Raw genomic sequence first — 20,075 nt, 5'->3', positions numbered from 1 at the left:
CGGCGGCAACGACCGCATCACCGGCGGCATGGGCGACGACACGTTGTTCGGCGGCGACGGGACGGACTTCGCCTACTATTCGGGCGCGCGGGCCGACCACGTCGTAACCCGCGGCGCGGACGGTCTCGCGAACGCCGTCACGGGGCCGGAGGGCGCGGACACGCTCGCCACGATCGAGCGCCTCGTCTTCACCGACGGCGTCATCGCCTTCGACCTCGCGCCGATCTCGGACCCGATCTACCGCCTCTACGCCGCCGCCTTCGGGCGCGCGCCGGACGACGCGGGCTTCGCCTACTGGATCGACATCGCCTTGTCGGGCCAGGGGACGCTGCTAGACTTCGCCGACTACTTCATCGTGTCGCGGGAATTCACCGAACGCTACGGACCGGTGGCGACGGTCCCCGACACCACCTTCGTCGACACGCTCTACCAGAACATCCTCTCCCGCGCGGGCGAGGCGGAGGGCCGCGCCTTCTGGCTCGGCCGCCTGGCCGACGGCATGGAGCGCGCCCACGTGCTCGCCTCCTTCACCGAGAGCCCGGAGAACGTGGCCAACAACGCCGAGGTGCTTGCGCAGGGCGTCCTGCTCAGCGACGTGACGTTCGGGTGAGGACGCCTTGAGGCGCCGCGCGACGGGTCGCGCGGCGCCACCTTAACGGGCCTCTGTCTGTCGACCCTCACTTCCTCGCTGATCCGTCCCGCCGAGGTCTCGCTTCTGTCCGCAGTCGGCGCGTGGCCGCTGCATGATGGGATCTGATGAGGAGCGGCAGACCAATCTGGAAGACACGCAGTCGCCCAAGCGCTGCTGGAGGCCTAGCGGCCTGACCGTTCTCTCGTCCCGGCATGGGGACCCTGCGCGAAGGGCCTAGTGTGGAGCCCCTTCGAACCCTTGTCTCGTGTATCGACCCTCCTCAGGCGGCAACAGCAGCCGGGTATCCGGTTGCGGAGAACCGGGTGCCGGTCTTGAGCATCTGATGCAGCACGACCGCGAGGTTGCGCGCGAGCGCCACCTTTGCCTTCTTCATCCCGCCGCGCTTCGCCACGCCCTGCGCCCAGCTCTTCCGCACCGAGTTCTTGGCCGATCGGGTCAAGATGATGTTCGCCGCCTCGTAGAGGGCGACCCTGACGCCGTGGTCGCCCACCTTCGAGATCCGGCCGGTGACGTCCGTCTCGCCGGACTGGTACTTCCTCGGCGTGAGCCCGAAGTGGGCGCCGACCATCCTGGAGGACTCGAACCGATCGGGATCGTCGATCGCCGCGACGAAGGTGAGCGCGGTTAGGGCACCGACGCCCGGCGTCGACATCAGCGTGCGCACCCGCTCGTCTCGGCGCGACTGGGCGAGGAGACGGCTCTCGATCGCCTTGAACGCCTTCATGATAACCGGCCGCGCCGCGAGCATTGCAACGGCGATCGCCGTCAGGACCGGGTGGCCGTCGGTGAGTTCACGAATGCGGTCATCGAAGCTCTTCGGCGTCGTCTTGCCGACCTTCAGGCCGAACCCGCGTAGGATGCCGCGCAGGCTCATCTCGATGTCGATCCGCCTGCCGAGCAGGAGCTTGCGGGCGGTGAGCAGGGCTCGAACCTCCTGGGCCGGGACCGACTTGCAGTGCACAGGCCGGAACCAACCCATCCGCATCAGGTGCGCGATGCCGAGCGCGTCCTTGCGGTCCGTCTTGATGGTCATCGCCTTGAACGCCAAGCGCACGTGCCGTGTCTCGAGCAGCTCGACCAGCAGCCCGGCAGCCTTCATCGCCGCGTAGAGCCATTGCGAGAGAGGACCCGCCTCCAGACCGATCCGCGCCATCGCCGTCCCGTGCTCGCCGAACCAGACGATCAGCGCCTGCGGCCTGCTCGGAACCTTCGCCTCGCGCACGACGTGCCCCGAGGCGTCCACCACGCACACGCTGGTGCTTTCCAACGACACGTCCAATCCGGCATACTGTTCCATGGTCGTCTCTCGATGATGCTTGGCGCGTGCGACAGCACGACGCCGGTGACCTGACACCATCGCCCTGAGGGACGACCGCCACTCCCGCCCAGCTTCCGGGGAGAGGGGCTCGACGCCGGCCCCGTTACCCCATCTGGATCACGGCCGTGAGCGCCTTCTCCGCCATGCGCCGCGGCTCCAGGAAGCCCGGAAAGTAGCTGCCCTTGCGCAGCTTCGGGATGCGCAGCTCGACCGTGCCGGCCCGCGTCTCCCGGTCCCGGTCGCGGTAGCCGTTGCGCTGCACGACCCGCTCGGCGCTCTTCTCCCCGTAGCCGGCGCCCGTCAGCGCGCCGACCTCGAGCTCCATCGGCCGCTCGGCGGCGAAGCCGTCTGTCCACTACGGCGCTATGGAGGGCGCGCGGCCGGACGGCTCCAATCCCGTCGAGCTACACCATCACCGGGGACACGACCACTCTCCCCCCTCGGGTCGATCGGGTGGTGAGACGGCATGTGCGACCGAGGCGTGGCAGAACCGGACCTCGTAGACGGCGAAAGATGACAGCCGCTCGGCGCGCTACTCGCCGGCTGCATGGTCTCGTTAACCAGTAAAACGAAATAAACAAGAACGGATCTTGTGGCCGGCAGCCACCGGTCCTAGCTTTACGATAAGCGTCGCATCGTGCGGCGCGCCGATGGTCGTCCCGAAGTCTTCGGACAGAAGGGGCGGTCGCCGGGAGGGCGGCAACCCGACCCGACGACCTGACCATCCGGCATCCTGGTTCAGAGGATACCCCGATGGCTGAGATCAGCTACAGCGGCCCCGCGCCCTCGCGCAAGCGCCTTTCCGACGTGGCCTGCCGCTTTTCCGACGATTATCGTCCCTCCTGCGACACCGACGCGGCGATCGCGCGCAAGAGCGGGCTGACCGAGACCGAGATCGTATTCATGCTCGACTGCATCGCCGAACACGGCGGCTTGTGCAGCCTGGGTGATCTCGCGGTCGAACTCGGCGAGGCGCGTCTCCTCGCGAAGGTGATGGCCGTGGTGGCGGCCGGCTACCTGTGCATCGATCACGAGGCTCTCGAAGACGCGGGTGCGGACGAGCCCTACGCCGCCTGACCGTCGTCGCCGTCCCCAGACTGGATCGAACCCGCCGGCGCCGCCCCGACACGCACGGGCCGCGTTCGGCTCGGTTCGTAGGAGCCACCATCATGATCATCGACGACAGACCGCGCCTCGGCGCGCATCGGCCGCACGCGCTCGTCCGCGATCTGCGCGCCGCGGCAAACCCCATTGCGTCCACGACGTCGCTCCAAACGATGCGACCGCATCCCGGGTCGCGTCCGCATTGGCGCTTCTCCCTCGGTCGCGGGAGGTGAGCATGCGCAACGGACATGACGACGAGCCCACGCTCATGCAGGACGCAGCCGAGGGCGGCGCACGACCCGTGCCGAAGAGCGCCGTAGCCTTGTCGACGCGCCTGATCCTCGCGCCGCTCTCGCGATTGCTGAAGCGCACCGGTACCGGCGACACCTTGTGCGTCGTCGTCGTCCCGCCCGGTGCAGACTGGTGCGAACCGGTCGCGCGCGCGCTCGCCGATTCGCTTCAAGACCGCGCCAAGCCGCGCGACGAGGACCGGGTTCCGACCGTACTGACGCGGACGGCCGCTTCCGCGAGGGCCACGACGCGCGACGACGAACGGCGCTCGGTCGCCGTCGACCTGTCGCGGGGCTGCTCTGTCTTCGGTGTGTCGCACCGGCCCGACACGTGCCTGCCCGACGTCCTGATGCGCGCGGCCGACGAGGTCGTGACGCTCGCGCCACTTTCGGGTCGGCAGCTCCGACGCGTGATCCGGGAAGCGACGGGCGAGGACCCCGGGCGGGTTTCGGACGACCTCGCCGCGGCCATCGCCGTCGACGACATCGCAACCTGCATCCGCCCCGGTGCGACGGCTCCGGTTACATTGGCCCGCCTGGAGGCGGCCCGCCGCGCCCGGACCCGCACCCGCGAGGTCGAGGCTCCGCCTCTCGAGACCCTCGCCGGCTACGGGGAGGCGAAGGAATGGGGCCTGCGTCTCGCGCGCGAGGTCGGCCGCTACCGGGCCGGACGGATCCGCCTCGAGGACCTCCCGCGCGGGCTCCTCCTGTCCGGCCCGCCGGGGACGGGCAAGACCCTGTTCGCGCAAGCCTTGGCCCGCTCCTGCGGACTGCCGATCGTCGCGACGAGCGCCGCGCGCTGGCTTTCGAGCGGCGACGGGCATCTCGACCACGTGATCAAGGCGATGCGCGCCGACTTCGATGCAGCGCTCGCCATGCGGCCGTCGATCGTCTTCCTCGACGAAGCGGACGCGATCGTCGATCCCACACGAGAGGAGAGCGCGCATAGGTCCTGGTGGATGTCCTTTCGGGCGGCGCTGCTGTCGACGATCGACGGCGCCACCAGCGCGCCCGGCATCGTTCTCATCGGTGCCTGCAATCACCCCGACATGATCGACGCTGCGCTCCGGCGCGCCGGACGCCTCGATCGCCACATCTCGATCGAGCTGCCCGATCGAGACGCGCTCGTCCAGATCCTCGAGGTGCAGCTCGCGGGCGATCTCGCGGGCGCGGATCTCTGTCCTCTCGCCGATCTCGCGCTCGGGTCCTCGGGCGCCGACGTGGCGCGCGCCGTTCGCGATGCACGGGCGAGGGCCCGCGACGCGGAACGCCCGCTCGCGCTGGCCGATCTCTCCGCGGCGCTCGCGCTCGATCCGCTCTTCGAGGGCGAGGACCTGCGTCTCGTCGCGCTCCACGAAGCGGGCCACGCGGTGATCGCCCGCCTTCTCGGTCATACGGTGGGCAGCGTGTCGATCGTGCGCAGCGCCGGCGCGCATGGCAGGGCGAGCGTCGAGCTTCCGCGGCGATTGACCCGGGCGGCCCTCCACGGCGTCGTCCTGGTCGCGCTTGCGGGTCGGGCGGCGGACGAGGTGCTGGGCCGTGGTCCGTGCGCCGGCTCGTCGACCGACCTCGCGACGGCGACCCGCCTTCTCGCGCGGCTCGAGGGCGCCTACGGGCTCGGCGAGCGCCTGTTGAGCGTCGAGGAGGACCACGTCGACCGTCTCCTCCCCTTGGACGCGGGTCTACGCGACGCGGTCTCGCGGCAGCTCGACCTTCTGTGGCGGCACGTCGTCGAGCTCGTCCGGGCCAACGCTCCGGCAATCGAAGCCGTCGCGACGGCGCTCGTCGCCGACCGCGTGATCGGCGAGGCGCGCCTGCGCGCGCTCGTCGACGCACACGGCGAGAAGCCGCCCTCCCCGCTCCCGAGCGCGTGAGCGAGACCGGTCCAGCCCGGTCGGCGAGCGGGGCGCCAATGCTTCCGGGTGTCCCGCCCTCCCCTTCATTTACCCATCGACAAACGAACTCTGCGAACGGAGACTTGATCATGAACATCCAGATACCCGGTGCGGCGAGCGCCCGCTCCTTGACGCTCCAGCGGATCACGGCCGCGGTCGAAAGCGCCTGCGTGGCCACCTTCCCCGAGGATCCCCTGCTCACGACCGCCCTCTCGCGCCTGACCTCGGTCTGCGGCTCGGTCGTCAAGCGCCACGGCCCGCTCCTGGAAGGCGCGATCGCGGACGCGCTCGAGAGCTCCGGGCGCTACGTCGTTCTGCGGCGCATGCGCCTCCCGGTCACCGCCGAGGGCCGCGCGCTCGTCACCGCGGGGCGGCACTGCGAGGAGGTACGCACGCTCGATCGCATCGAAAGCTGGGCCGACGCCGATCTCGTCGTCGTCGACGAGCGGACGGGCCACCTCTTGGCGTTGCAGATCAAGCGTGGCGGCGGCAAGACCGACGCCAAGAAGCGCCGCCTCATCGAGCGCGATCTGCTTGCCGCCCGCACCACCTGTCGGGCGTATTTCGCGCAGCAATCGCCCGAGCTCGACGTGCGCTCCTGCGAGGTCAGGATCGTCGACGTCTACGGCGGCTCGGGTTTCGACCCGGCCATGACGATCCTCGGAACGGAGCTGGACATGGCTTTCGAGCTTCCGATCGCCGCTTGGATCACGGCGACGACCTCGACCCTGCGCGCGGCGCTGGAAGCCGTGCTTCCCGAGCTCGTCGAGCCCGTACTGGCGACACTCGGCGCTCCCGCTGCGGACGGTGTGCGTCCGTCGCGTTCGCGCGCCGACCTGCTCGGAATACCGCAGAGTTCGGAATTGTAATGCACCGAAGCGCCACCGCCGCTCGTCGGCGGTGAGCCCGCCTCGTGCGCGCCAACGCCTCTTTCCATCGAACGCGCCACCGGTCGAACGGCGCGTTCGATCATGCTTCGAGGCACCGCCGATCGCGTGTTTCGTCGTCTGCGTCAGAGCACATCGCATCGACGATGAGGCGATCGAATATCTCCGTGAAATGGCGCGAGAGTTCCGCGTGGAGCTTCGGAATGCGTGTGCCTGAAGCTCGACCGCTCCGACGTGCCCTGACGACGCCCATGCTTTCGCAGCTGCGATACGCGGCGTACCGGCACGCGAGAGATGATCGAGGTGCGGGATGTCGTGCGAAAGATCGTCCCGATCCTCGGTCGTTGCGGTTCGAAGGGATGCGAGTTATTCCGAACGCCGCGATACGGATCGCGGAGACGGAGACGCGCTTTGTGAAGCAGAGCCCGATCGACCCAGAGATATCGACGGCGATCGCTCGGTTCGCCGACGCGGTCGACGTCCTCCATCGCGAAGCCGACGGGATGAGCCTCGCCGGTGCTAGCGTCCTTCTTCAGGTGCTCGCCGCCCATTGCCGGGGCAGACCGGTTACGATCGCCGGCATCGCGGCTTCAATGGGGATGACCTACAGCGCGGTTCGCAAGCACATCGAGCAGCTGCGTTCGCCGGACGACCCTCGACACGCATGGATCGTAGCGCTCGAGCCGGTCGGCAATGGACGCACGCTCCACCTGGGGCCGTCGGACAAAGCGAGAAGGATCGCGGACGCGATCCACGCGTCGCTCGATGGGCGCGCTCACGACGTCTTGCCGCCGCGGCGCGAACGGCAAACCCGGATCGAAGAACCCCAGTTCCTGCACCCGATGTTTCGACCGGAAACGGGTCCGGGGCCCGGCGACGCGATGACCGATCAGGAATGGGCGCATCTCGAACCGATACTACTAGATTATGTCAAAGTCGGTCCCAATACCGATCTACGAGAAATCATCGATGCTTATGTGTTCAAGATTACGACGGCTGCGAGTTGGTCGGCGTTGCCTGCACGTTTTCCCCCGCGATCGACGATCTGGAGCATCATCAACCCGCGCGACGGGCCTCATGTGCGTTGGGTCGTGGACCGTCTGGTCGAACCACTCGTCGAGCAACGGTGCAGCATGATCCCCGAAGGCATGCGGCCGCGCGTGAAGGCTTTTCGCCCCCGACGCTGAGCCGCACGCGACCAGTACCGGCCGACGTCCTCAACCGACGGTGACACCCAAGATCGGATAGGGCTCGTAGAACTCTTCGAGCAGCTCGACATAAAGGTCCGCCGCGTCGATCTCGGAGACGACCGCGCGCTTGTTCGACTTCTCCTCGACCTCGAAGAATCGCCATCCGGTCGCCGCGTACACCCTGGCGGCGATCGACGTCGCGACGGCGACGACTTCCGGATGGTCGCATCTCATCGCGCGGCGCGCGGCAACGATGAGGTCGTGAGCCTCCTCCTCGACATCGATCGTCACGTCGCGTCTCGGCACCTCGGTCAGGACGGACGCCCACTCGTCTCCGTTCGCGAATGTGACCCTGAAGAACCCAACCGCCGCCTCGACGGCGTACGGGTCGGCTTCGTCGGTTTCATACCAGACCTCGCCGTTCCAGGCGAAATAGCGCTCGGGAACTTGGAACCCTCCGCCATCGACGAAGGGATGACGATCGTCGCCTGTCGGCACATCGGCGCGGCCGAGCGCGGCGCTCGCGTTCGCCTCGCTCCTGGAATGGCGGCTTTCCGCATACGAGTTTTCCATCGGCATTCTGTGATCTCCCTGTTGTCAGTTTCGGATAGCGCATAGTTATCCGCGTATCCACAGGAAGAGTCGCTGTAGCTTGAGAAACTACGGATATTCATGAATGACCAGATACTGCGATGCATCGCTCTTTACCGATCGTGGCCCTCCATCGGCGGCCGTGACAGGCCGACCGGCTCTCGCACCAGGCCCGACGAGCGGACCAAGACGGCGAAGCTCGATGTCGTCCTCTCGCGACCCCGACACGGTGCCACGCCACTTCGGCGAACTCGTTCGATTTGCCGTCAGCCGAGCCTCTGAACAGAGGAGCGCGCGATCTGTCGCCGAGGATCTTGTGACCCCCACGACCCGCACAGCGAACGTCGCGTGATGATCTATCGCCGGCCCGCGGAAAGCTGCGGCTCTCGATTTTCGCGCGGGGGGCGAAAGCGCCTCTGCGGCAGAGCTCGAGACCGCGTCGGCGACGGGCGAACGGCCGCGAAATTCAAAGCGGGCTGGGATCGGAGGCGTGCCGTGTCCTGCACGCCGCGGCACTCGGGACCTTGATGCCTTGCATGCCGACGGCCATTCACGCCCGAGGCGGAGCCCGTGTGAAGCCGGCGCACGAGTTCGGGTCCGCGCAGTCACACGATCGAGTCTCGGAGAGCCTCGCACGTGCGGCGACGGCAGGCGGCTCGCACCGTTGCCCGTCAGCGATCGTCTGCCTCGAGAAACGGATCGTGGACCTCGATGCCACAGCCCTCGAAATCAGCCACGTTGCGGGTCGCTACAGCGGCACCGCGCGCGCGGGCGATCGCCGCGATCTGGCAGTCGGGAAAACCGATCGGCCGGCCAACGGCGCGTCGGGCGGCGAAAACGGCGGCGAACGCGACGGCGGCGGCGCTGTCGAAGGGCAAGACGCGTCCGGCGAAATCGACGGTGATCATCGCATCGATCTCGGCGAGCAATCGCTCGCGTCGCTCACCCCGCGGGAGGACCGCCGCGCCGCGTCGGAGTTCGGCTTCCCCGACGGCGGTGAGATGAAGTGCGGCGGGATCCCATGTTGCGAACCATCGCAGAACGGCCGCAGCCGGGCGAGGTCGCATGAGCTCGGAGACGACATTGGTGTCGATCACGATCATCGTCTGGGGACCTCACCAGAAGAGTGCGCCTCAATCGAAACTTGGCGGTTCGGGCATCGCATCGCGCGGCGGCAGCTCGAGCTCCACTCCGCCGAGCGCGGCGAAGCGGCGATGGATCGCCGCGCCGAGGTTTTCTCGAGTGGCTGGCATTTGGACGGCCCGACGCAGGATCTCGCGTGCTTCCTCCTCCATAGAGCGGTCGTGCTCGGCCGCGCGAATGCGCAGCCTTCGTTTCAGCTCGTCGTCGAGATTACGTATTGTGATGCTGGCCATCGGCCCCCTCCGTGATCCTTCACTTCTTTAAGCGTTGATTGCAATGCTATCAAGCGCAATTGACGCTCTGCCTAAGGCTTCCGGATGGTGGGGTGCGAACCTTGACGCCGTCGCCGACGACCAACACACGCACGTGGCTTCGGCGTGGGGCGACTCAGAGCACGCCGCGGTCGAGGGCTACGCCCGGGGCGGCAAGATGCTCGATGGGCTGCCAACGTCGCGAACTGCCCTGGCGCGACAACGAGCGCCGGGCACGTTCCATTGCGGCCGTGTGTCGGCGGCAAAGATTTTCGGATAACGAACAGATATCCGCTTGACTGAGCGGATGAGGCGCGGTACGGAGAGGATGTGAAGTGGTCGGTGGCATCGTCCCGCTGCGGGCGGACGACCCAAGTCGCGAATCTCGCGCGCGGGTCGCTACCAACGCCGCATTCACGGGACCTTGGTCCTCGCGGCCTCCAAGGCCGAAGGTGATCGCCTCACTCGCGGGCGGACCGACAGGTTTCGGGCGCTGGTCGGCCTTCGGGGTCGGTCGGCGGTCCCGTTTCGGCACCTCGTATAGTGCGACGTATGGGAACGCTCGCCCTTCGGCGAGGTCCACATCGACAAGGTGTCGCCGTGACCCGATCGACGCCCCGGTACGGATCACGGGAGCGAACGACAGGTCTCTCGAGTCGAAGACCGTCCGGCTGATCTGGAGATGCTTGGTCGTCGACGCCCGCTGCCGACAAACCGGTCTGGTCGTGTCATCGTCGTCGATGCGAGGGCCCCCCGTGCGACGAGGCGTGCTGGCGTGCCTCTTCAGGCCCACGTCGCGCCGATCCACCCTCCTTGAGCCCGATGACGGACGGCCACTTTCGGCACGGTCGGTCGTTTTCGGGAAGGTCGGTGCAGTCGAGGTCAACCGACGCGCACGGCTCTGCGGCCCTCGTCTCGTTCTCTCATCTCGCGTTAACCGAACGGATCGGTCGTAACCTGCGCTCAGGCCCGCGCGACGCTCGGAGACGTTCAGGGCCGGCGCGCGCCGGGCGGCAAGAAAGCGTAGTCGCCGTTACCGTCTCCACACCCTGTCGAGCCCGACGATCCGGTTAACCGCCGCGAGCGCCAGCACCGTCATGACGATCGTGAGGACAGAGATCACGTTCACGGTCGGCTCGACGTCGAACTGCACGTCCGCGTAGATACGAACCGGCAAGGTGAGCATGCGTGCGGTGGTGAGGAAGGCCGTCACCGTCACCTCGCCGAACGATACGAGGAAGGCGATGACGCCCGATGCGAACAGCGCCGGCGCGAGCGCAGGCACGACGACGAGCACGAAGCTGCGCATCGGCCTCGCGCCCAGGGACGCGGCGGCTTCCTCCAAGCGGATGTCGAGGCTATCGACGGCCGCGCGCAGCATGACAAGCGTGAAGGGCGCCACTAGCACGACATGGACGACGACAAGCCCGAGGAAGGGCGGGATGGCGTAGAACCATTGCAGCAGCCGCAGCACCCCCAGCGCGAGCGCGATGCCGGGGAGCGCGAGCGGCAGGAGGTAGAGCCCTCCGGCGACCGTTACGGCACGTGAGCGGCGGCGCACCAACGCGAAGGACGCGGGCAGCGCGACGAGGACCGCGCACGTCGCGGAGATGCCGGCGAGCTGCGCCGAGAGGATGGCGGCGTCGATGTAGTTCGAGCCCTCCGAGAAGATCTGCACGTACCACCTCAAAGTGAAACCCCGCCACGCCGCTGCGGTCGCTTGCGGCACGTCGTTGACCGAGTTCACGGCCACGAAGACGAGCGGCCCGACGAGCAGGAAGAGTGCCATCGCGAGCAGGGCGAAGCGGACCGTGGGGGCCACGGCACGGAGGGCGCGGCGCAGCCGAGGGGGGAGCGTCACGCCCGGTCCCGCCGTCGACGCACGACGCTCCTGCGGCTGAAGCCACGGCGTCATTCGCGCGAAGACGACGTTGAGCAGCCACGTCACCGCGAGGCAGGCCGCCAGGAGGACGAGCGCGAGCGCCGAGGCGAGCGGGTAGTTCTGGATGAGCAGCGCTTCCTCGTAGACGAGCCGGCCGATCACCCAGACCTTTCCGCCTCCGATCAGGGTCGCCGAGACGTACGCCGTGGCGGAGAGGAGGAACACGATCGTCACCCCCGCCCTCAAGGCGGGGAGCGCGATGGGGAGCGTCACGTGCCAGAACCGGTCGGTCGGCGTCGCGCCCAGCGACGAGGCGGCCTCGTCGATGCGGGCGTCGCGGGTGGACAGCGCATCGAAGAGCGCCATCACGAGGAACGGCATGAACACCTGCGTCAGCGCGACGATCACCGCGGCGCGGGTGAAGAGGATATCGATGCCCGTCAGGCTGGCGAGCGGCCCGTTCGAGGCCATGAACAGGATAAAGCCGATCGACCGAACGACGACGTTCGTCAGGAGCGGGATCAGCACCAGCGCGACGCCCAGCGGCTGCCAGCGAGCGGGCAGCGAGGCGAGCCAGAGCGCGAGCGGCAGGCCCAGCACCGCCGACAGGAACGCCGTGGCGAGCCCGGTCCAGAGCGTCTGGAACAGAATGCCGAGGTAGTAGACGTCGCCGAGCACGGCGGCGAACTGCGCAGGGGACGGCACCAGCGACACCGGGGCGAACACGCCCGTCTCGGCTTGGAGCGACAGGAGCGTCACCGTCAGCATCGGAGCCGCGAAGCCGATCGCGAGCCACAAGCCCATCGGGGCGAGCAGCAACGCCGTCGGCGCGCGCCGCCGGCGCGCCGGGCGCGCAGGAGAGGAGACGGCGCGCGAGGCGCCGGCTCCGGACGCGATGTCGTCGGTTCGTCTCAAGACTGGATCTCACGATTGAAGCGCGACGACCAGGCGCCCTGCTGGGCGATCACGTGCTCCCAGTCGAAATCGATGAGGTTGGCCACGTCCTCCTCGCCGTAGACGCACTTGGCGGCGAGCTCGGGCGGCAGCTCGAGGGACTTGATCGTGGGGCCGTAATAGATCTCCTCGGCATAGGCGCGCTGGCAGGCTTCCGAGAGGTGCAGCGAGACCCATGCCTCCGCGAGCGCCTGGTTCTCCGTCCCCTCCGTGATGCAGGCGACGTTCATTGCGACGGGCATGCCCTCGCTCGGCTTGGAGACCATGATGTCGGGGTTCTGCGTGTCGGCGTATTTCTGCGTGAAGGAGCCGAACTCGGCCGACGCCGCGACCTGATCGGCGTCGAACATGCCGTAGAGCTGCGCCTGCGATCCCTGGAACGCGGCGAACGGCTTGAGCTCGGCGACAGCCTTGAAGCCGGGATCGATATTGTACTCGTCGCCGCCGTTGAGCCGGGCCGCCATCAGCAGGGCCGCCGTCCCTTGCGCGCCGGGATAGGTCGGCCAGGCGATCTTGCCGGCGAGATCCGGCCGCCAGAAATCGGCCCAGGAGGTCATCGGCGCATCGACCATGGTGGCGTCGTAGACCGGTGTCACGGCGTTGAAGGCCACACCGTAGCCGCCGAGCTTCGCGAGCTCGTAGAGATCGTCGGAGTTCTCAATGTCGCGGGCGGCCTGGGTGACGCCGTCCTTCACCGCCTGGCGGCTCTCGAAGATGTTCAGATAGATCACGTCGAAGCTCGGACGACCACGCTCCTGATAGGCGCGGGCGCGGCGCTCGGGCGTGCCGCCGAGCACGTACTCGATCTCGACGCCGTATCGCTCCATCAAGGGCTCGGCGATGAACTGGCGCGTGATGCGCTCCTGTGCACCGCCCCAGATGCCGACGACGAGGCGCGAGCCGGGCGCGATCTGGGCCCGGACCGGTCGGGTCAGGATGGCAGGCGCGGCGATGATCGTCGAGGCGCCCAGCGCGAGCCGGCCGAAGTCTCGGCGGGTGACGAGGGAAGGCTTTTTCTCGGTCATGATCGACGTCTCCTATCGGGTGGCAGGGTGAAGGGGGTTCGTTTCGCACCAGCGCGTTCAGGGCGCGCTCGGGTCGTGGATGAAGCGCAGCGCGCCGTCGGGAATGGTGAGGCGCAGGTTCGCTCCCACGGGTGGTGCGGCGCGCTCGGAGGGCAGATGGACGCGCACCTCCGCGGTGCCGGCGCGCACGTCGACTTGCCGGGTCTCCCCGAGAAACACCGCACGCTCCACCCGGACGGGAAGTCCCTCGCCGTCCTCGCTGAGGCCGAGGCGGTTCGCGCGCAGGACGACGTGGGTCGGGCTCGTCTCCGCGATGCCGGGCGGGAGCAGCAGGCCCGGCCCGCCCTCCAGGCGGAAGATCCAGCCGCCGTCATCGCTCTCGACGCGCCCGGGCAGCACGCTGCGGCCACCGAGGAACCGGGCCGTGAACGCGGTCCCCGGCAGCTCCGTCAGCCTCTCGGGGCTCGCGACCTCGAGGATGCGTCCGTCGCGCATCACGGCGACGCGATCCGACATCGCGAGCGCTTCGGCCTGATCGTGGGTGACGAACAAGGTCGTCATCCCGATGCGATCGGTCAGAGCCTTGATCTCGTCGCGCATCTCGCTCCGCAGCGTCGCGTCGAGGTTCGACAGCGGCTCGTCGAGCAGCAGCACCTCGGGCTCGATGACCAGCGCGCGGGCGAGGGCGACGCGCTGCTGCTGCCCGCCCGACAGCTCGGACGGGTAGCGCTCGGATAGCCGCGCGAGGCTCACGAGATCGAGCGCGGCCGCGACGCGTGCCGCGGTCTCGGCGCGAGAGACGTCGCGCATCTTCAAGCCGAAGCCGACATTCGCGGCGACGGTCATGTGCGGGAACAACGCATAGGATTGGAAAACGACGCCGATGTCGCGCTCGTACGGCGGCAGGCCGACGAGGCTCTTCCCGCCGAGCACGATCTCCCCGGTATCGGGCTCGACGAAGCCGGCGACCGATCGCAACGTCGTCGTCTTGCCGCAGCCGGACGGGCCCAAGAGGGACACGAATTCGCCCTTAGCCAGGGTGATCGAGACGTCGTCGAGGGCGACCGTCCGGCCATAGGTCTTGCGCAGGGATCGTATCGCGAGATCGGTCATCGCCGGGCCTCCGCCGGTCCCCGCTGGGAGAGGCCGGCTCTCGTCCAGTCGCGGTCGAAGCGCGACAGGTCGATCCGGCGCACCTCCTCGACGAGCCGCGCGATGCCGCCGGCGACCTCCTCGACGATCTCTGCGCCGAGCTCCGCGGTCGCCGCTGACGCGTCGCCGAGCGCTCCCGCGGGATGGAGGTCCTCGCTCATCCAGCCGAACCCCACCGCGCCCTCGGGCGCGAGGATCTCGAACGTCGCATCGAGCTCGGCTCCCCAGCTTTCGAAATCGCGCGCCTCCTCCATGCGCACGAGCCCGGGCGCGAGGTGCAACATCATCGCCGTCTCCACGAGCCCGCCATGGATGCCGTGGCGCCGCTCGACTTCGGACAATCGATCCTCACCGGACCAGAGCGCCGGCCAATGCACTGCTGCGACGAACAGGCCAGCCTCGATCCGCAGCTGCCGCGCGACGACGTCGATGAGCTGGACCTGGCCGCCATGCGAATTGACGATCATCATCCGCCGTACGCCCGCTCGGGCGACGGAGAGACCGACCTGGCGCCACAGCTCGCCCGTCGTCTTCCAATCGAGCGTGAGCGTGCCGGGGAAGTGGGCGTGCTCGTCGCTCTTCCCGACGCACATCGTGGGCAGCACGAGCACGGGCGCACCGCTCAGGCTGCCCAGGGCACGCGCCAGGAGCCCCTCGAGGATCGTGGTGTCGACCGAGACGGGCAGGTGCGGACCGTGCTGCTCGATCGCCGCCGTCAGCAGGATCGCGACGGTGTCGGCGGGGAGCCTGCGAAAGTCCTCCGTCGTGAGATCCTGCCAGCGGCACGGCATCGTGGGGGTGCGGCTCATCGAGAGACTCCGAGGTCGAGCTTCGCGGGTGTGCTGATCGAGATCGTGATGGGGCGGCGCAGATGGCCGGCCGTCGTCTCGGGGAGGGCTCCAGTTCCCGGATTGACTGCGAAGGCAGGCCATGCCGCACCCGACAAGGACAGGCGCAGTCGCATTCCCCGCTCGATCGTGGCGCATACGGGCCGCAGGCGGATCTCCTGCCGCCCGACGGGCCTCGCGCAGCGCTGGTGTCCGACCGTGAGCGTGCGCGCCGAACCTGCGGGATCGACGATCGAGAGCACAGCGTGGAGATCGAAGGACGGCGCGTCACTCTCGACATGGAGCTCGAGTCGACCAGCCCCGGTCAGCCGGACAGGCTCCGTCTGCGGTTGCGAGGTGAAGACGGCGACGTCGGCGCGGGCGTCGAGGTCGCTCCGCTCTGCCATGCCGTATGGAGCCGTCAGGTGATGACCCCGCGCGGGCACGGGCCGCCAGGGATCGTGCACGAACGTCTCGATGCCGTCAGCGTGATCCGGTGAGCGAAGCAGCAGGCCATTGGAGAACGCCGCGGCAAGTCCGTCGCCGGTCAACCAGAATGGCAGCGACGTCTCCGGCCACGAGTCGAGGTGTCGCCACTCCTTGCGTGTAAGGTCCCAAAGTCGCATCTCAGAAGCGTTATCGGCTCCCCTCGGCGTCCCGGCGAGAAGACGGTCGAACCAATCTGCGACCAGCATGTCGACCGAAAGCTCGCCGCCTTGCCAGGGGCTGTGCGCCCACGGCCCGATGACCAGCCGAGCCGGCGCACCCGCTGCCGCGAAGGCTGCATGGGCCGCGATCGTGCCCTCGAGGAATGTGTCGAACCAGCCGCCCACGTGCAGAGCCGGCGTGGTGAGCGCATCGGAATTGTCCGAGATCAGGCGGGACGGCGAGCGAGCGGCCCAATACTCTCGGTCTCCGATCGCCTCGACCCAATCCGCGAGATGTGTCGCCTCGCGGCGCGCGAGCGCGATGTCGGGCAGAGCGGGTCTCGCATCGCCGATACCGCGTTCAGTCGAGCGCACGAAATCCGCGAAGCTCTCGCCGTCTCCGGCGCGCCGTGCGGCATTGGCGCCGAGCTGCATCGCCCAGCCGACGTTCCAATCGAGCCGAAAGGCGCCGCCTTCCGCGACGAAGTGGTCCCAAAGGTCCCACGCGGACATGATCGGCGCGATCGCATCGACCCGCGCTCCGCCGGCCAAGGCCAGATGCTGGGTCATGCCCTGGTAGGAGAAGCCGTAGAGCCCGATCTTGCCGCTTGCGCCCGGCAGCATGCGCGCCCACGCGACAGCTGCGGCACCGTCTTCGCTTTCGGTCGCGAATGGATCGAAGTCCCCCTCGGATCCGCCGGTGCCGCGCACGTCCTGAACGACCACGATGTATCCGCGTTGCGCGTACCAGGACGGATGGGCGAGCGTGATGGTGGACGCGATCTCGCGCCCGTAGGGCTGGCGCATCATCAGGACCGGATGCGGACCCTCTTCGGCCGGACGCCAGATGCGGGTTGCCAGCCGCGTTCCGTCGGGCAAGGGCATGAACACGTCTTCCGGCGGTCTCGGCAAGCGATCTCGAGGAAGCTCGATCGAGGTCGTTTGCGGCATCGCCGTTTGCATTTGAGAGGCGCCCTCTCGGGATCGCGATGGAGTTGCCTGCCTGATGGCGCAGTGCCGAAGGGCGCCATCAGGCGGCCCCTCGCTTCGCCCCGAGACATGCACGCGCGGTGCCGTGGTCATGGCCGCAAGTCCCGGCGGATCATGCCGTGGACGCCCTTCGCGCCGTTGACGGTCTGCGTGACGCGGAAGTCGGCACACAGGCTGCAGAGGCTGTAGGCGTCGATGGGGCTCAGGCCCCAGCCGTCGAAGGCATGATCGGTCTCGCGCGTCCCGTCGGTCCGGCTCCCCGGCGCGGTCGACAACCAGGCGATCATGTCTCGCAGCGCGATCTCCATCGCGCGATCGAGATCCGGGTCGAAGCCCATGGTGACGAGATGCGTGCGTGTCGTCGCGCGCGGGGCGGCCAGATGCGCGACAGAGCTGGCTTCCGCCTTGTGCAGAACGAGCTGGAACGTGCCGGTCAACGCCGTCTCGAGCGCCGTCAGGCAGACCTCCCCGTCGCCCTGGACGCCGTGCCCGTCGCCGCACGAGAACAACGCGCCCGCGACGTGCACCGGGAGGAAGAGGCTCGTGCCCGCGACCAGCTCCTTGTTGTCGATGTTGCCGCCGTGGGCGCGCGGCACGACCGAGGTGACGCGTCCCCACGTGCGAGGCGGCGCGACGCCCATGATCCCGAAGAACGGCGACAGCGGCACCGTCACGCCGAACGGCAGGGTCGCCGTCATGGCTTCGCGGTCGATCGGGACGATCAGCAGACGCTCGTCGGGAAAGTCGTCCGGAAGCGTGCCGCCGAGCGGCCGGACCAGGTTGAAGCCCCAGTCCTGGCGGAGCGCGACGTCGAGGATGCGCACCTCGAGCAGATCGCCGGGCTCTGCGCCGGCGACGGCGATCGGCCCGGTCAGGATATGCGGCGCGGGAAACGACGGTGCCTCGCGACGGACGGCCTCGAGCTCCGGCGGCGTGTGACCCGGCGCATGCGCGAGCATGGCGATCGTTCCCGTGAGCGTGTCGATCGTCACGACGTCGCCGCTCGCGACGGTCAGCGTCGGAGGAAGCGAGGCGTCGAAGAAGCCGCAATGGCAGGTGCCGGCCGACGCCTGGAGGTGGTGGCGGGCGCTCATCAGGACCGAACCGTGAGGAGATCGAGATCGGCCTGCGGCAGGTCCATGGGAATACCCGAGCGCACGAGCTCGGCGAAACCCTCGTTGGGCACCATGACCGTGAGGCAATACAGCTTGTCCGCGCCGGTGTTGCGCACGATGTGATCGTTGCCGGGCCGCACCAGGAAGGCGTCTCCGGTCTTGATCGGCAGGGTTTTTCCGTCGCAGACGGATTCGCCCTCGCCCTTGAGCACGAAGAACATCTCGTGGGCGTATCCGTGATGGTGCAGCGGCGTGGCCCCGTCCGGCTCGAAGACCTCGAAGAACACGTTGAAAGGAACGTCGTCCTTCACGGTGTCGACGATCATGGCCATGTAGTTCCCGTCCTCGGCCTTGATGCGGAACGTCTCGAAATCGCCGGGGGAGCGGAGGATGACGGCTGGTTTCGTGTCGACCATGACGGAGTTCCTCGGTTCAAGTCGTGAGGGGAGCCGTTGCGTATGCGAGCTCGCGCCCGCAGGCGAGGAGCCGCTCATCCGATCCGCGCGCGCCGATAAGGCCGAGGCCGATCGGCCCGTCGGGCGTGTCGACCGCCGGCATCGTGACCTGCGGAAGGCCGGCATGGCCCGCAGGGCAGAGGATCTCCAGCGCGCGGTTCCTGAGCTCTTCGAGGGCGATGGCGTCCATCGCGCGCCGCGGCGCGATCGACGCCGCGGAGGGTACGAGAAGCAGCGCGTCCTTTCCGAGCACCGCATCCATCCGCTCGCGGATGGCGGCGCGTGACCGGCGCGCGGCGGCGATCTCGTCGGGCGTCAGCTGCGACGCCATGACGAAGCGCTCCTCGATGCCGGGGCCGAAGGTCGGCGCCGCGCGCTCGACCCACGCCCGATGCGTCTCCCAGACCTCGGCCGATTGCGCGACCCGAAACGCCAGCCGCCACTGCGCGATGCCGTCGGGGGCGAGCTCGATCGCATCGACGCGCGAAAACCGTGCGGCGATCGCCTCCGTCGCGGCGCGGAGCGCCGGCTGGAGCCCTTCGTCGACGCGGGCAAAAAGGTCGGACGCGACGACGAGCCGGCGAAAGCCGTGCGAATGCGCGAGCGGCTGCGCCAGAAGCACCGAGCCGGCAAGCTCCAGGAGCGCAAGATCACGCGCGAACCAGCCCACCGTGTCGTAGCTCGGAGCCAGAGGCACCGCCCCCGCCATCGGCACGCGCCCGTGCGTCGGGCGAAAGCCCCAGATCCCACAATAGCTCGCGGGGAGACGAACGGAGCCCCCGGTATCGGTGCCGAGCGCGAGATCAACGAGCGCACCGGCAACCGCGGCCGCCGAGCCGGCAGACGATCCGCCGGGGACACGACCCGGAGCGCGCGGATTGACGGGCGTGCCGTAATGCACGTTCTCGCCGTTGAGGCTCCATGCCAGCTCGTCCGTCAGCGTCTTTCCGACGACGGTCGCACCCGCCGCGACGAGCGCACGCACCGCCGCGGCGCTCTCGGCTGCGGGTTCCGCGGCTTCGAGCCAGGCGGGCGAGCCCGCGCCCGTCCGGACGCCGACGACGTCGAACAGGTCCTTGACCGCGAGGCTCACGCCCTCGAGCGGACCGGAGCCGCCCCCGATCGCGAGCGAGCCGAGTGGGGCGTGAGCGCAGAAGGCGCCGAGATCGTCTCGTTGGATGGGGCGTATGGACGTTGTCGACCTCGCCGACATCAGGAGTCCATCCAGCTGACGTGGGCCGCGACGACACGCCAGCCATCCGGCGTCTTGACCCAGGTCTGGGTCTGACGACCGATCCGCTGCTCCCCGTCACGCCGGAACGTGATGTTGGCCACGGCGAACGCGTCGCCGAACGTGGTCACGTGGCGCGCGGTGATCGTTCGCGCCAGCGCCTTGCCGGGGCGCGTGTTGCGGAACTCGCGGATCTCGGCGATGCCGACGAGGTTCTCGGCCGCACCGAACCGCAGCGTTCTAGCGTCGTGCCAAAAGAGGCTGTCGAGCGTCGCGACGTCGTTACCAATCAAGGCGACTTCGTAGGCATCGAAGACACCGTTCACTTCAGCGAGGACCTCGGGATCGTCGATCTTCATCGTGCTGTCTGTCTGGCTGGCTTGGGAGCACATGTGACATTGAGCCCGGGCTGCGCCGGTGGCGTATTTTTGTGAGGCTTGATCCGCTCGAGCGCAGTGAGACAATCCGGACGCCCG

18 protein-coding genes and 1 pseudogene are annotated in these 20,075 nt (G+C 68.5%); 5 read left to right on the top strand and 14 right to left on the bottom strand.

Annotation, left to right across the window (positions count from 1 at the left end; all coding sequences use genetic code 11):
• Positions 1-610, top strand: a 610-nt coding sequence (locus tag IEX89_RS19215) for a DUF4214 domain-containing protein (protein ID WP_188914870.1), incomplete at its 5' end; no start/stop codon positions are given.
• 301 nt (positions 611-911) lie between these two features.
• Here the strand turns inward: IEX89_RS19215 and IEX89_RS19210 are convergent.
• Together IEX89_RS19210 and IEX89_RS19205 are read right to left on the bottom strand one after the other, a co-directional pair.
• A complete protein-coding gene (locus tag IEX89_RS19210; RefSeq protein WP_188914869.1) occupies positions 912-1,949 on the bottom strand; it encodes an IS110 family RNA-guided transposase in 1,038 nt (345 codons plus the stop codon).
• A 133-nt stretch (positions 1,950-2,082) separates the two neighbouring features.
• Positions 2,083-2,316 (bottom strand): annotated as a pseudogene (locus IEX89_RS19205) (transposase); the annotation flags it as partial.
• Positions 2,317-2,723: 407 nt separating this feature from the next.
• Between IEX89_RS19205 and IEX89_RS19200 the strand changes: the two are divergent.
• From IEX89_RS19200 to IEX89_RS19185, 4 genes are all read left to right on the top strand, one after another.
• The gene (locus tag IEX89_RS19200; protein ID WP_188914868.1) at positions 2,724-3,047 is read left to right on the top strand and encodes a hypothetical protein; all 324 of its coding nucleotides are present in this window, start codon (positions 2,724-2,726) and stop codon (positions 3,045-3,047) included.
• Positions 3,048-3,309: 262 nt separating this feature from the next.
• A complete protein-coding gene (locus tag IEX89_RS19195) occupies positions 3,310-5,238 on the top strand; it encodes an AAA family ATPase (RefSeq protein ID WP_188914867.1) in 1,929 nt (642 codons plus the stop codon).
• 110 nt (positions 5,239-5,348) lie between these two features.
• Positions 5,349-6,128, top strand: a complete 780-nt coding sequence (locus IEX89_RS19190) for a hypothetical protein (RefSeq protein WP_188914866.1) — start codon at positions 5,349-5,351, stop codon at positions 6,126-6,128.
• A 431-nt stretch (positions 6,129-6,559) separates the two neighbouring features.
• Positions 6,560-7,333, top strand: a complete 774-nt coding sequence (locus IEX89_RS19185) for a transposase (protein WP_188914865.1) — start codon at positions 6,560-6,562, stop codon at positions 7,331-7,333.
• Positions 7,334-7,363: 30 nt separating this feature from the next.
• Here the strand turns inward: IEX89_RS19185 and IEX89_RS19180 are convergent, their stop codons facing one another.
• The 12 genes from IEX89_RS19180 to hpxZ form a co-directional block, all read right to left on the bottom strand.
• Complete coding sequence (locus IEX89_RS19180) at positions 7,364-7,915, bottom strand: hypothetical protein (protein WP_188914864.1); 552 nt, start codon at positions 7,913-7,915, stop codon at positions 7,364-7,366.
• 683 nt (positions 7,916-8,598) lie between these two features.
• Positions 8,599-9,030, bottom strand: a complete 432-nt coding sequence (locus IEX89_RS19175) for a PIN domain-containing protein (protein ID WP_188914863.1) — start codon at positions 9,028-9,030, stop codon at positions 8,599-8,601.
• A 30-nt stretch (positions 9,031-9,060) separates the two neighbouring features.
• Positions 9,061-9,303 carry a FitA-like ribbon-helix-helix domain-containing protein gene (locus IEX89_RS19170; protein WP_188914862.1) on the bottom strand — a complete coding sequence of 81 codons (243 nt, stop codon included), beginning with the start codon at positions 9,301-9,303 and terminating at the stop codon, positions 9,061-9,063.
• 1,051 nt (positions 9,304-10,354) lie between these two features.
• The gene (locus IEX89_RS19165) at positions 10,355-12,118 is read right to left on the bottom strand and encodes an ABC transporter permease subunit (RefSeq protein ID WP_188914861.1); all 1,764 of its coding nucleotides are present in this window, start codon (positions 12,116-12,118) and stop codon (positions 10,355-10,357) included.
• Positions 12,115-13,182: an extracellular solute-binding protein gene (locus IEX89_RS19160; RefSeq protein ID WP_188914860.1), complete on the bottom strand. Its 1,068-nt coding sequence runs from the start codon at positions 13,180-13,182 to the stop codon at positions 12,115-12,117. Before IEX89_RS19160 ends, IEX89_RS19165 begins: the two co-directional genes overlap by 4 nt.
• A gap of 57 nt (positions 13,183-13,239) precedes the next feature.
• Positions 13,240-14,295: an ABC transporter ATP-binding protein gene (locus IEX89_RS19155; protein ID WP_188914859.1), complete on the bottom strand. Its 1,056-nt coding sequence runs from the start codon at positions 14,293-14,295 to the stop codon at positions 13,240-13,242.
• Complete coding sequence (locus IEX89_RS19150) at positions 14,292-15,143, bottom strand: creatininase family protein (protein WP_244645577.1); 852 nt, start codon at positions 15,141-15,143, stop codon at positions 14,292-14,294. Before IEX89_RS19150 ends, IEX89_RS19155 begins: the two co-directional genes overlap by 4 nt.
• On the bottom strand, positions 15,140-16,693 hold the full coding sequence (locus IEX89_RS19145) for a CocE/NonD family hydrolase (RefSeq protein ID WP_188914858.1): 1,554 nt from the start codon (positions 16,691-16,693) through the stop codon (positions 15,140-15,142). The genes IEX89_RS19150 and IEX89_RS19145 overlap by 4 nt, the downstream gene beginning before the upstream one ends.
• 194 nt (positions 16,694-16,887) lie before the next feature.
• On the bottom strand, positions 16,888-17,892 hold the full coding sequence (locus tag IEX89_RS19140) for an acetamidase/formamidase family protein (RefSeq protein ID WP_188914857.1): 1,005 nt from the start codon (positions 17,890-17,892) through the stop codon (positions 16,888-16,890).
• Complete coding sequence (locus IEX89_RS19135) at positions 17,892-18,329, bottom strand: cupin domain-containing protein (protein ID WP_188914856.1); 438 nt, start codon at positions 18,327-18,329, stop codon at positions 17,892-17,894. The genes IEX89_RS19140 and IEX89_RS19135 overlap by 1 nt, the downstream gene beginning before the upstream one ends.
• A gap of 16 nt (positions 18,330-18,345) precedes the next feature.
• Positions 18,346-19,581 carry an amidase gene (locus IEX89_RS19130; RefSeq protein WP_188914855.1) on the bottom strand — a complete coding sequence of 412 codons (1,236 nt, stop codon included), beginning with the start codon at positions 19,579-19,581 and terminating at the stop codon, positions 18,346-18,348.
• Positions 19,581-19,958, bottom strand: coding sequence for an oxalurate catabolism protein HpxZ (gene hpxZ, locus IEX89_RS19125; RefSeq protein WP_188914854.1), 378 nt, complete (start codon positions 19,956-19,958; stop codon positions 19,581-19,583). The genes IEX89_RS19130 and hpxZ overlap by 1 nt, the downstream gene beginning before the upstream one ends.
• Positions 19,959-20,075 lie beyond the last annotated feature (117 nt).

This window comes from Salinarimonas ramus, from assembly GCF_014645695.1.
Lineage (GTDB): Bacteria > Pseudomonadota > Alphaproteobacteria > Rhizobiales > Beijerinckiaceae > Salinarimonas > Salinarimonas ramus.
Note: the sequence above shows the minus strand (reverse complement) of the source record. Positions and strands in the feature narration are given on the sequence as shown.